This window comes from Nesterenkonia ebinurensis (assembly GCF_008711175.1).
Taxonomy (GTDB): Bacteria; Actinomycetota; Actinomycetes; order Actinomycetales; family Micrococcaceae; genus Nesterenkonia; species Nesterenkonia ebinurensis.
This window is the reverse complement of sequence record NZ_VWNF01000011.1, coordinates 639,720-652,652: the sequence shown is the minus strand read 5'-3', so window position 1 is coordinate 652,652 and position 12,933 is coordinate 639,720. Positions and strand designations below refer to the sequence as shown.

The window sequence follows — 12,933 nt, the reverse complement described above, 5'->3', positions numbered from 1 at the left end:
TGATTATGCCGGTATTACTTCCTCTGTGGATTCTGATGAGATCACTGAGGGTGAGCTCACTGTGGTCGGTATCGGGGAACGTGAGGTCACTGCTGAGTATCGTGGTCAGAGTGCTTCTGCTGAGGTGTCTGTGATGCCCGACGAGGCGGACTCCCTGGTTGTCGAGGGGCCGACTGAAGCCACTGAGGCTGAGACGGTCACCTATACCGTGGAGCTGACCGATGAGCACGACAACCTGATCAGTGATGTCACTGGTCAGGTGGATGTGGTCTCTGATGTTATCGGTGATCAGGTGGAGCTGAACCAGGATGGGGACGCTATCGAGGTGACTTTCGTCTTCACCCCTGAGGAACTGGTTGACCGGGTGCTGACGTTCGTCTATCCGGTGGAGGGTGATGAGGACATCACCGCCACTGTGGATGTGGAGGTCTCCAGTGCGGTGGAGGACATTGAGTTGGATGCTCCAACCTCTGTCGGCGACGGAGAGACCCACGATGTTCAGATCACTGCCCTGGACGATGAAGGCGAGCCGCTGGGCGATGTGAGTGACTATGCCACCATCATCTCTGAGGAGGAGGCCGATGACACCGATGGCGCTGAGATCACCTTTATCGGTGCTGGCCAGCGCGAGCTGACCGCCATTTACCGCGGTCTTGAAGACACCGCCGTGGTTACAGTGACAGCGGAACCTGGGGCACCGGAGTCCATCACGATCGTTGGAGCTGAGCAGGTGATGGAGACTGCAACCGGTGCGTTCACCGTGGAGGCCTTCGACGCTGACGGCAACAGCTTGGGCGATGTTACCGAAGATGTGCTCATCACCTCCTCGGTGGAAGAGGACCAGGTTGCTGGCAACGAGGTGAGTTTCGCCTTCACCCCTGAAGCCCTGACTGACCGGGAACTGACGTTCACCTACCCGGTTGAGGATGATGAGGACATCATCGCTACCGTGGAGGTGCAGATCACCAGCGCGGTTGACTCTCTGGTGGTTGATGCCCCAACTGAGGCTGAGGTCGACGACGTCATCACAGTCAGTGTTGAAGCACTTGATGCTGAGGGTGCCGTACTCGGTGAGGCGGCTCAATATGCTGACCTGGCATCCTCAGTGGAGGGCGACGTCGTCGTTGGTTCTGAAGTGATCCTCGCCAGCGAAGGTGAGCGGACTATCACGGTCAGCTACCGTGGTGTCACCGGCACTGCGGTGGTGGAGGTGGCCGCCCCGGAGGAAGAGCTCCTGGTGCCGGAGGGGGTCATTCCCGGCTCTGACCAAGTCCCCACCGGCGGGACCCAAGAAGCCTCTTCCAGCGGGTATGCCCCGGGGGTTGAGGTCAGCGCCACCATGTACTCCGATCCCTTGGATATCGGCACCGAGACCGCTGATGAAACCGGTGCGGTGGCCTTCACCTGGGAGATCCCTGAAGACACCGAGCTGCGTGAACACACAGTGGTACTGAGCGCACCCGGGTATGAGGACACCTCGGCCACCTTCGAGGTCGTCGCAGCAGAAGAGCCGACGCCCACTGCGACTCCGACCGGATCTCCCACGCCGACTCCGACTGATGAGCCGACGCCGTCCCCAACGTCGACCCCGACACCGAGTCCGACCGCGACTCCTACACCCACTCCGACAGAGTCTCCGGCGCCAAGTGAGGAACCGACACCCACCGCAACGCCGACGGAGGAGCCGACAGCGACGCCGACTCCGAGTGATGAGCTGACGCTGAGTCCTTCCCCCGACCCAGATCTGGAGGCTGGCTCTGTGGAGGGGGCTGACCTCATCCCGGTTCCGAGTCCGACCGCAACCCCTACTTCGCCTCAAACTCCTTCCGCCGATCCGAGCCCGAGTCCCGATCCCGGGCCTGGCTCTGATACCAGCCCTGACCCGAGTTCGACCCCCGACTCTACTCGGGAGGCTGGCTCTGTTGAGGGGTCTGGCTCTGTTGCGGAGCCTGCCCTGGATCCGGTCCTCGGGGCCGAGGCGACAACGTATGGGCAGAGTCTCCGGTCGCCGGCCGACCTCCTGGACCACCCAGTACGGAATGCGGTGACGGCCGCCGCGCTCGCTCTCATCTTCACGCTGCTCGCGGCGCTGCCCTCGGAGCTGCTGTACTCGACGCTGAGGAGCAACTATAACCGTGCCTTCGGTTGGGCCGCCGGTCTGGGACGTCTGTGGACCCGGTGGGTTTCGCGGCTTCGGCGGGTTCCCAACCGGCATCTGGGACTCATCGCGCTGATGGTCTCGGGGGCGGTTCTTGGTGTTCTGGCCGAAACCGATCCGGCGAGCCCCTCGGTCCTTCTCCGCCTGTATCTGGCGGTGCTGGCCTCTGTGATCATTATGAACGCCGCCTCGGCACTGTTGTCCTGGAGCGTGGTCTATGGGCGGTACCGGATCGCCACCCGCATCAGGGCCATGCCCGGCTTCTTGCTCCTGGCTGCGGCGAGCGTCGCGGTCTCCCGCGTGTTTGATCTACAACCGGGCATCCTGTTCGGCCTGCTGGTCACAGTCGTTGTCCTGGGCACACTCAATCGTGCCCAGCAGGGCACAGTTGCCGCCGTGGCCGGTGCCGGGTTCCTCGCCCTCGGACTGTTGGCCTGGTTCGCCTATGCAGCGATTGACCCGGCGGCTGAGGGCTTCTTCACGCAACTGCTGCGCGAGATCCTGACCACCCTCACCATTGGCGGTATCGGTTCCACCCTGGTGACGATGCTGCCGATGCGGTTCCTCATCGGACACGATGTCTTCGTCTGGTCCAAAGGCGTGTGGGCGGGGCTCACTATGGCCTCGGTGGCGGCGTTCGTCCTGGTCGTCGCACCCCTGCCAGAGAGCTGGATCGAAGCATCGCGGCAGACCCTGGTGTGGTCCGTGGCCTTCGGAGCCTTCGGGATCGCCTCAATCGCGATCTGGGCCTGGTTCAGGTTGCGCCCGGTGCCTGAGGCGGTCCGTGTGCGCTGAATGCGTGCGGACTGCCCGGTCAAACATGGGCAGCCCGCACAGGTGTGCTCGGTATTAAGTTGTGACAGGTGTGGCCGGCATTCTTCGGTGCCGGCCACACCGGTTCCTCTCTCCGAGGGATCAGGCCTCGAAGCTGCTGCGGCGGCGGACCATGGACAACACGCCGAATCCGATGGTGAGCATTACCAGAGCGCCGAGACCGACCAGACCGATGGTGGCACCGGTCTGGGCCAGGTCGCCGGGCTGCTGCTCGGTGTCATCGGCATCGTCGCTATCATCGCCGGCGGGTCCGGCATCGGCAGCCAGCACAGTCAGTGTCGCGCTGCCGCTGATATCGCTGTCATCTCCGGTGACGGTGAACTCGTACTCACCGGGCTCAACATCCTCCGGGATGGTGACAGTGCCGGAAGCGGTGCCCTCGGCGTCAGCCTCGAAGCTGCCCAGTGTCGGATTCAGCGTGACCGTGATCTGCTCGCCGGCCTCGAAGCCGCTGGCCTCGAAGGAGACCTCATCGCCGGGTTCTACTTCAGCGATGCTCAGCGAGACCTCGGCTGAAGCCGGTTCCTCGGCGTCGTCATCCTCATCATCAGACGGCGGGGTGGAGGCGTCGTCGCTCGGGGTCGGTGACGGAGTCGGTTCCTCGTCCTCATCATCGGTGGGCGGCGTGGCGCCGTCGGTCGGCTCCGGCTCGGTGGGCTCAGGACTTGGCCCAGGCTCATCGGGGTCCACCGGTGTCGGCGGATCCACCGGACCGCCATCGAAGTCGTCGCCCTCGATGCTGAAGACGTCCACGATGCCCGCATTCGAGAAGTTGGAGACCCACAGGTCGCGGCTGACCGGGTCGATGCCTATGTTGATGGCGTTGCCGGAGGTCGGCAGCACCAGCTGCGGTTCGAACTCGTCCGTGTCATAGACGATCACCTCGCGGTCACCGAGGTTGGCTGAATAGAACAGACCGCGCTCGCCGTCGACCGCCACCGAGTTGGTGGCACCGGTCTCGATGATCTCCAGAACCTCGCCGTAAGCGCTGGATTTCGGGTCGGCGTCAAAGACGGTGATGGTGTTCTCCGGGAAGCTGGAGACGTAGAGCCGCTGGTCCACCGGGTCGAAGGTGGGGCGGTTGTTGTCACCGGCGTAGCCGAAGAGAGCGGCGATGCCGCTGTTCTGCTCCAGGGACTCCCAGCGGGAGGTCTCCTTGGGGTCAGACAGGGTGATGTCGGAGATCTCGAAGCTCCACACTGATCCCTGGCCGCCTCCGATGGTGCCGACGTAGACCACACCATTGGTCTCATCGACCTCCACGTCCAGGGCACCGACAGCGTAGTCGTCGATCTTCGGCAGCGGCACCTGAGCGACCACCGCGTCCAGACCGCGCTGGGTGGTGTCGAGCACGGTGACGTAGCCGTCGCGGGCCTCGGGGTTGGCCTCGCGGGCGAAGCGACCCTCACCGAGGTTGGTCACAAAAGCCAACTGATTGGTGGAGTCGGTGGAAATGCGCCGCGGGCCATCAAGTACGGGGGTGCCGTCCTGGTACTCCCAGATCCGGTCCCCGTCGGTCGGAGCGCCCTGGTCTGCGGAGTAGAGCACCACGCCGCCGCCGAAGCCGTACTCGTCCAGCTGGCTCTGCTGGCGGGCAGTGGTGGTGATCAGTGATCCGGTGGAGGGCTCGAATGCCACTCCGTAGGGGCCGAAGTGGGTACGCATCGAGGAGTAGCTCTCGACACCGGGGTTGGCCTGGTAGTCGAAGGGATCAGCGTCGGTACCGGAACCATCATTGGGGGTCAGGCCGGTGAAGTCGTGGTTGCCCACCAGCTCACGGGACTCGACGTCGAACTGGACCAGCTTGGTGCTTGACTCGCGCAGCGCAGTGTACTCTCCGCCCTCGAAATTGGACTGGTACCAGAAGGTGTCGGTGAGGTAGACCTGCCGGCCGACCTCGTCCAGTGCCAGCTGGTAGCCGTTGTTCACCCCGGTGGGCAGCCGGTCCACCTCATAGTCCAGGTCGGAGGCGATGAGGTCGGGCACCTCACCGGTGACGGTGGCGGTCAGGGCGGTGCCGCCGCGGGCGATGTCGTTGTCGCCCAGGGAACCGGTAAGCAGGATGATGTCGATCTCGTCACCGGCCTGGTAGGGCTCCTCCAGATCCGAGTTGTAGGGGGTGGGGAAGTCCAGGTCCATGTCAAAGCTGCCGTCTTCATCGGCGTAGATGATCTCCCATACACCCAGGTCAGCGGCGTCGGGATGGTCGGGGGCGATTACCGGGGTCGGTCCGCCGTCTCCGTCCAGCCGCACAGCGATAGTGGAACCTTCGCCTTCGGCGGTCTGCCAGTGCTCGCCGCGGATGTTCAGCGTTTCGCCGTACTCCCAGTCGGTGGTCTCCGCGTAGAGCTCAGCACCGTCATTATAGACCCGGACCGGCTCCTCAGCGTCCTCGTCGCCGTTATCGGGAGCAACATAGTCGAAGCTCCAGGAAGCCTCAGCCTCCGGGTCGAGCTCGTAGCCCTCCTCGGCCACAGCGGTGATGTTAACCGTGCCGTCCTCGGGGATCTCCACAGTGCCGGTGACCGTCTCGTCGGCGACGGTGTAGAGCACGCCCTGGGTCTCTGGGATGGTGACGATGTTGTTCTCAGCGGTGGGCTCAGCAGGGATGACCACGACGTCGGCCTCCTCGCCTGCCACGATGGTGAACTCCGCGGCAGGGTTGCGGATCACATCGTCTTCCCCGAGTGAGCCGGAGAGCACCCGGACCAGGTGCTCGGTCTCAGCATCCCAGGAGCCCTCGGCGATGTCAGAGTTCTCCTGGTCAGGGAACGGGATGCTCACCTCCCAGGTGCCGTCCTCGGCAGCCTCGAAGATGGCGTGCAGCCTTTTGTCCGGGGTGACCTCGTCGGTGACCGGGTTGGTCACGTCACGGGTGGTGTTCACGGCTCCGGGAGCCGGGGCGTCGAGGAGGACGGCACCCACGCTGGGCGACTCCCCGTCATTGGCGAACCAGCCCTCGCCGGAGATCACAATCTCCTCGCCGAACTCGACTTCAGTGGGTGCTACCAGCGTGGCACCGTCCGGGGTGGTGACCGTCTGCGTCTCTTCCGCGTGGGCGGCCGACGCCATGACGCCGACCAGTCCGCTGGAGAGGAGAGTGGCGCTCAGCGCGGCAGCCAAGGCTCTGGAGCCCCGGCTTCGCTGCTGGCGCGGACGCCCGGTGGCGGGCGCTTCAGTGAGCGTGTCCATGCACAGCTTCTTTCTCTCAAGGTGGGTAAGGAACCTGCGCGCCAGAGGGCGAGCAGAAGCGACCCAGTAGGTCTGCTATTGGTGAGCATAACCTAACCTTCATCTGTTCTCTAGATTTATGACAGAATAAAGGAAGTGATAACTTCTCTAATTGACTGGATGACGCGGATAGCTGTGCTTGCGATGGTGCTTGCGGTGACCGCCTGCACCACCGACCCCTCCGCTGAAGATTCCTCAGCGCCCCCAGCCGAGGGAACTCGCATCGTGGTGGACGTTGAAGGCACCGTGGTTGAAGTCCCTCAGACTCCGCAGCGGGTGGTCACACTCTCCGAGCCCACCCTGGACGGAGCATTGGCTCTGGGCGTGCAACCGATCGGCACAGTCACCGGCCGCGGTCAGTCCACCGTCCCCTCCTATTTGACTGAACACGCTGGAGACATCTCCTTATTGGGTGGAGTCGCCCAGCCGAACTTCGAGGCCATCGGAGCCGTGGAGCCTGATCTGATCCTGGTGGACGGTACCAGTGTGAACAACAACCCGGAGGTGATCACTGCCCTGCGCGCCATCGCCCCGGTGGTCTACACCGGGTACGCCGGCGGGGACTGGCAGCTGAACTTCCGGCACACCGCCGCGGCCCTCGGTATGGAAGATGAAGCCGAGAAGGTCATTTCAGGCTACGAGGCCCGGGCTGGGGAGATTGCCGCCGAACTCGAACCCCAGTATGGGGATAAGACCTTCAGCATCGTCCGCTGGCAGGGCGGCGGGGCCGCCACCATCCTCAAAGAGCTGCCTCCGGGTGCCGCACTCGAAGACCTTGGGCTGCAGCGCCCGCCCAGCCAGGATATGCGCGGCCGTGGCCACTCCAATCCGGTCTCCCTGGAGAACCTGGAGGAGATTGACGCCGACTACATGTTCTTCGGAACCCTCGGCGGCTCCAGTGTGGACAACCCGCAGGCAGGGGGATCCGCCAATGTGGACGACGCTTCCTCCGCGCTCCAGCTGGCTGTCGACACCCCGGGATTCACCCAGCTCGCCGCCTACCGTGCGGGCACCATCATCCCCGTGGACGGCTCCGCATGGACCTCCACAGGCGGTCCGTTGCTGATGACTCGCATCATTGAAGACGTCCGGGAGGAACTTCTGGAATGAGAACTTTCCTACCGCGGCGCCCGATCGCCGCACTGCTCACCGGACTGCTCCTCTCCCTCGTGGCAGCCGGCCCGGCCGCTGCCCAGCAGCAGGTCGAGGACACTCTTGGCAGCGGGGCGGCGCTCACCGGCCCGGTCGAGGTGGCCTATGGCGAGGATATTCGCATCTCCGGCACCGGCTATCTCACCCCCCAGGGAGAGCCCTCAGTGATGATAGTGCTGCTCGACGCCCGTTTCTCCGGAGACCCGGACACCGTGCACACCACCCGTGAGGTGATCAATCCGCTGACCGGCACCCCGGACGGAGATACCCGCCTGCACGCCATTGTGGAGGCAGACGCCGAGGGCAGCTGGGAGGCCGTGATCCCCTTCCCCACCGAGGAGAACTCCAATGCCGGCACTGAGGTGCCGGCCTGGGAGCCCGGCTCCACCCATGAGCTGCGTGTGCTCACCGGCACCTATCGCCCAGGCGACCACATCCGCAGCACATCGGTGGAGTTCACCATCACCGGGGAGGACGGGGCCGGTAAGGAGGAACCGGAGCCTGCCGAGCCCGAACCCAGTGACCCGGGGGAGCAGCCCGAGCCGCCGGCCAACCCCGGAGCCCCAGAGTGGCCGCACATCACCGTGGTGCATGACTCCGGTGCGGTGGCTTTCGTCGAACGCGATATCGGGACTGAGGCGGGCGGGACTCTTCGGATCAGGGGTGAAGGCTGGACCAACCAGGCCGGCACCAGCGGCTCCACTATTGCTGTGAAGCTGAACCGGTCGCAGACAGCCCAGTACACCAGGACCGGGGGCGACGTCGTCGTTCATCCCTCAGCTGGGGGAGATGACACTATCTGGGCGCTGCTGGCTCCGGAGAACCCCGAAAGCCACCGGTACGTCTTCCAGATCAGCAACGACGGATCCTTCGAGGTCCAGCTGCCGGCACCTGAGGATCTGGCTGCCGGCCAGTACCTGAGCGTCCTCTTCCAGTCCGGGCTCTTCCAGGACGGTGACGTCTCCCGGGCTGTCACCTCGCAGCCGCTGGTGGTCGGCGGTGAGCCCTTCGAGGGCGAAACCGGGATGGAGGAGGAACCGACCTGTGAATCCGCTGCTGCGGTGCCGAGCCTCGAGATTGGGAATCCGACAGTCGGTTTCGGGGAGACCCTGACTGTCCACGGCAGTGGCTGGTGCCACCCCGAGGCGAACCGGGGCGCCTCGGTTATCGCGATCAAGATCGATGAAGGCGCCTACTCCAGGCTGGACGACTCCCTGCACCAGAACCGCACCATCTGGTACATCGTCGACGACGCTGACCCGGCCACCGGAGACTTCACCGTCGAGATAGACCTTCCCGACGGCACCGCAGCCACTTCTGAGCCGGCACTGCCGGAGGGAGCCCATACACTGCGGCTGCTCACCGGTTCGCTGAAGCCAGGCGACGCCCCGCGGACCATACTCTCCGAGGAGTTCGTGATCGGCGAGTACCAACCGCTGGCACCTCCCGAGCCGCCTGAGTACCACGAGCACCTCACCGACTCGACCCAGGGCGCAGTCCGGATCAGCCGCTCCGCCCGGTACGTCGAGGTCGCCATTCCCGGTGCTGAGGACGGCGACTGGATCTACCTGATGGGTTTCGCCGAGGACGGCTCACCCCGCTATTGGTGGGGCGGCACCTGGTTCCAGGTAGCGGGTGAGCGGGTGCGTGCCCCGCTTGCGGAGACCACCATGCCGCTGCCTGAAGATTCGACCAAGCTTGCCGTACTCTCCGGAAACCAAGGCGAGCTGGGCCTGCTGCTGGGCTGGAAGTGGCTGGCGGGCGCCACTGTCCAGCAGCGCCCGGCCCCTGAGGTCACCGGCGATGGGTCCCACAGGGGCACAGACGGCACACAGCAGTCGCAAAGGTCAGAGAAAACAGCGAACAACCACAGCACCGGAGGCGATTCGGCCAATAGCAGCCAGCCCCGAGCCCAGCAGGGCGGGCTCGTGCAGAACCCGCAATACTCCAGCTACAGCCTCTGGGGCCAGCCGGTCCAGTATCAACAGTATTGGGTCCCAGAAGTGGAACAGGCCCCAGGCGCTCCAGCCCAGCAGCCTGAACCGCCACGCGAGACAGACCTGAACCAGGAGAACACCGGAGAGATCACCGTCTGGCTGGAGGACACTGAGCTTATCCTCGAGCTCGGCGAGACTGCCCCCGGCGACTGGGTCTTCCTCCACCTGTTTCCCGGTGCCCAGCCCCTGGGCTGGATCGAGGTGGACGATCACCACCGGGTCCGGCTCGAGGTGGCCGGTATGCCGCCCGGGGAGTACAGCTTCTCAGTCCAGGACCGAGAGGGGGAACTGATCGCCTGGGCTGAGCTGATCAGCCCACAGGACGAGGAGCCGGCCGCTGAGACCGTCGCGCTTCCGCACACGCCTCCGGCAGAGCCGCAGCAGCCCCAAGCAGTCCCCGCCTCATCCTCAGGCGGGCTCCTGGGTCATGCCGACTGGGTGCTGATCGCCCTGGGAGCTGGTGCCCTCTTCGGCGTGGCACTGGCCATGCTCATCACCACCCGACGATCCGCTGTCGCTGAAGGAGCCATACCGTGAGAACAGCACTGCGCAGAACCTGGGCTGGACTGGCCGCCCTGATACTCGCCGTCCTGATCACCGCTGTGCCTGCCCACGCGATCCCGCCCGATGGCGCCGGCCCGGACACTCCCGGCACGGCTTCCACCACCAGCCCCACCTCCGGACTGCGCCCCGGGGACACTTTGAACTTCACCGTGCACGGTTTCCCCGCCGGGGAAACCCTCTACATCAAGATCGACGATGGGCTGAACTGCTCTCAGGCGGCCGTGCACGGTGCCTGTGTCTACCATCAGCAGGCAATCCCGGCCTCAGGAACGGTCAGCGGCTCCATCGTGCTGCCCCATGACATCACTCCGGGCCAGCACTGGCTGCGCTTCCTCGCCTCTGAGGAAATGCGCGATGGCAGCGGCAATGTTATCGGCACCCAAGGCTACACACTGCGTGGACAGAGCTTCACGGTAGCTTCCCGATCAACCGACAGCGGCTCGCAGAACTCATCCGGATCACCCAGCACAGGCGAAAGCTCCACCAGCTCAGGATCGGGAACAGGCCACAGCAATTCGACGAACAGCCAAACCGGCGGTTCCAACCGTGCACAGCCTGAGACCAACACCGCAGTGCTGCCACCCGCAGGGCAGCAGCCTGGAGACTCTGTCCAGCCCGGGGCCGAGACGGGACCGGTAGAGACCGGAGAGGGACTCTCTGCCGGTGAGGTGATCACCGTGGACTGGTCCCAGTATGAGTCTGAGGATCTCGCAGATGGACTCCAGGAGGACGATGCCGCAGCTGAGCAGGCAGCTGAGGAGGCCAGACAGTTCCTAGCCGATAATCAGCGGGACATCTCAGACTCAGAGTCACCGGACCAAGCCGCTCAGGATGGCACTGTAGCCGCCGCTACGGGTCCGGGCGGGTTCCCCTGGATCGGCATAGTGGTGCTGATAGTGCTGCTGGCTGCCAGCGGAATGATCGTGGCGACCATGGCGCGGCGGCGCCGTACAGTCGCATGATCACAGCCGGTCGCACACTGTGGCTGGCCTTCGCTCTGATCAGTTCTCTGCTGCTTTGCGCGCTGAGCATCTCTGTGGGCTCCCGCAGCATCGGGCTCACTGAGGTGTGGCAGGTGCTGCTGCACCCCCAGGAGACCACTGAGGGCGTTGTCGTCATGCAGCTGCGGGTGCCGCGCACGGTGATTGCAGTGGTCGTCGGCGCCGCCCTGGCAGTTGCCGGTGTGCTCATGCAGTCCCTGACCCGCAACCCACTGGCGGACCCGGGGATCCTGGGCATCAACGCAGGGGCCTCATTGGCTGTGGTGATGGCGGTAGCCATCACCGGCATCGCCTCGATCACGTTCTATCTCTGGTTCGCGTTCCTCGGTGCAGCAGCTGCGGCAGTGGGCGTCTATCTGCTGGGCAGTGTCGGGCGGCAGTCCGCCACCCCCGCCAGATTGGCCTTGGCTGGGGTGGCGATCACCGCAGCGCTGAGCGCCCTGGTGCAGACCATCATCCTCACCAATCAGGAGGCGTTCAATGAGTTCCGGTTCTGGACAGCAGGCTCCCTGGAGGGGCGCGGTCTGGACATCACTGCCGTGGTGGCACCGTTCATCGCAGCAGGAGCGCTGTGTGCGCTGGCACTGGCACCGACGTTGAACGCGTTGGCTCTGGGCGATGAGACCGGTGCTGCCCTGGGTGTTCGGATCAGACGGACCAGGGCACTTACCTTCTTGGCGGTTACCCTGCTGTGCGGTGCGGGCACTGCCGCGGTGGGGCCGATCGCCTTCGTCGGCCTGGGCATCCCCTACTTAGCGCGGGCGGCCGTAGGCCCTGATCTGCGCTGGGCGGTGCCGATGTGCCTGCTGCTGGGCCCAGCCATGCTCCTGGCCGCGGATATCTTCGGGCGGGTGATCATCACCCCACAGGAGGTGCAGGCCGGCATCATCACTGCGCTCTTCGGCGCCCCGGTCTTCATCGCTATTGTCCGCCGCCGCAGGATCGAAGCGGTATGAGCGGCCATATCGTTCTGCGCGCCCGCGGGTGGTCACTGGTGTATGAGCGGCGGACGCTGCTGGTTGGCGTTGCCATGCTGCTGGTTTGTGCCGCACTGAGTGTGGCCGGTCTGCTGTTCGGCGACTATCCGTTGACCGTCTCAGAGGTGATCGGCTACCTCCTGGGTGACACCACGGATCAGCTGGCCGGCTTCTTCGTACGTGAGCAGCGTCTGCCCCGAGTGCTGCTGGCCGTGCTGGTCGGCGCTGCCCTCGGCATCTCCGGGCAGATCTTTCAGGCACTGTCGCAGAACCCGCTGGGCAGTCCCGATATCATCGGCTTCACCACAGGTTCGGCCACCGGGGCGGTAGTCCAGATCATCATCTTCGACACCGGCCCCGCAGGAGCAGCGGCCGGAGCGCTGCTGGGCGGTCTCACCACAGCGTTGGTGATCTACCTGCTCGCCTACCGGAGCGGGGTATCCGGCCTACGCCTAGTACTGGTCGGCATTGGCATCGGACTGATGCTCGGTGCACTGAACACTCTCCTGGTGGCCCGAGCAGCACTCACTACCGCGCAGACCGCCGCCCAATGGCTGGCCGGCTCGCTCAACGCCACCACCTGGCATCAGGTGCTGCTGGTGGTCGCCGCCCTGGCCCTGCTGATGCCCGGCGTGCTGCTGCGCGCCCGAGTCCTGACCGTGATGAACCTTGGCGACGATACCGCCGCCGGCCTCGGCGTCAGGGTTGAGCGGCAGCGGCTGATCCTGGTGGTCTGCGGGGTGGCACTGGTCGCCGTGGCCACCGCAGCCTGCGGTCCGATCGCTTTTATCGCGCTGGCCGCCCCGCAGCTGGCCCGCCGCCTCACCCGCTCCAACCAGGCTGGGTTCCTGCCCGCCGCGTTGATGGGCGCCTGCCTGGTGCTCGGCAGCGACATCCTCGCCCAGCGGCTCTTCGCACCTACCCAGCTGGCCGTAGGGGTAGTCTCCGGCACCCTAGGTGGCCTCTACCTCATCTGTCTGCTCGCCCTCGAAAGGAGAAAGCTCTGACCCCCGCCCAGC

The 12,933-nt window shown here is 65.0% G+C and carries 6 protein-coding genes and 1 pseudogene; 6 read left to right on the top strand and 1 reads right to left on the bottom strand.

Features of this window, described 5'->3' with window-relative positions; translation table 11 throughout:
* Nucleotides 1-2,953: pseudogene (locus F0311_RS17975) on the top strand (hypothetical protein); the annotation flags it as partial.
* Between the two features lie 120 nt (nucleotides 2,954-3,073).
* Here F0311_RS17975 and F0311_RS06865 read toward each other — a convergent pair.
* On the bottom strand, nucleotides 3,074-6,184 hold the full coding sequence (locus tag F0311_RS06865) for a YncE family protein (protein WP_150461168.1): 3,111 nt from the start codon (nucleotides 6,182-6,184) through the stop codon (nucleotides 3,074-3,076).
* A 159-nt stretch (nucleotides 6,185-6,343) separates the two neighbouring features.
* On the opposite strand from F0311_RS06865, the gene F0311_RS06860 reads away from it, so the two are divergent.
* The 5 genes from F0311_RS06860 to F0311_RS06840 are packed head-to-tail and all read left to right on the top strand — an operon-like array spanning nucleotide 6,344 to nucleotide 12,921.
* Entirely contained in the window at nucleotides 6,344-7,333 is a 990-nt protein-coding gene (locus F0311_RS06860; protein ID WP_150461167.1) for an ABC transporter substrate-binding protein, read from the top strand.
* On the top strand, nucleotides 7,330-9,909 hold the full coding sequence (locus F0311_RS06855; protein WP_150461166.1) for a hypothetical protein: 2,580 nt from the start codon (nucleotides 7,330-7,332) through the stop codon (nucleotides 9,907-9,909). The genes F0311_RS06860 and F0311_RS06855 overlap by 4 nt, the downstream gene beginning before the upstream one ends.
* Nucleotides 9,906-10,898, top strand: a complete 993-nt coding sequence (locus F0311_RS06850) for a hypothetical protein (RefSeq protein ID WP_150461165.1) — start codon at nucleotides 9,906-9,908, stop codon at nucleotides 10,896-10,898. The genes F0311_RS06855 and F0311_RS06850 overlap by 4 nt, the downstream gene beginning before the upstream one ends.
* On the top strand, nucleotides 10,895-11,893 hold the full coding sequence (locus F0311_RS06845) for a FecCD family ABC transporter permease (protein WP_150461164.1): 999 nt from the start codon (nucleotides 10,895-10,897) through the stop codon (nucleotides 11,891-11,893). Before F0311_RS06850 ends, F0311_RS06845 begins: the two co-directional genes overlap by 4 nt.
* Nucleotides 11,890-12,921, top strand: a complete 1,032-nt coding sequence (locus F0311_RS06840) for a FecCD family ABC transporter permease (protein WP_150461163.1) — start codon at nucleotides 11,890-11,892, stop codon at nucleotides 12,919-12,921. The genes F0311_RS06845 and F0311_RS06840 overlap by 4 nt, the downstream gene beginning before the upstream one ends.
* Nucleotides 12,922-12,933: the final 12 nt, after the last annotated feature.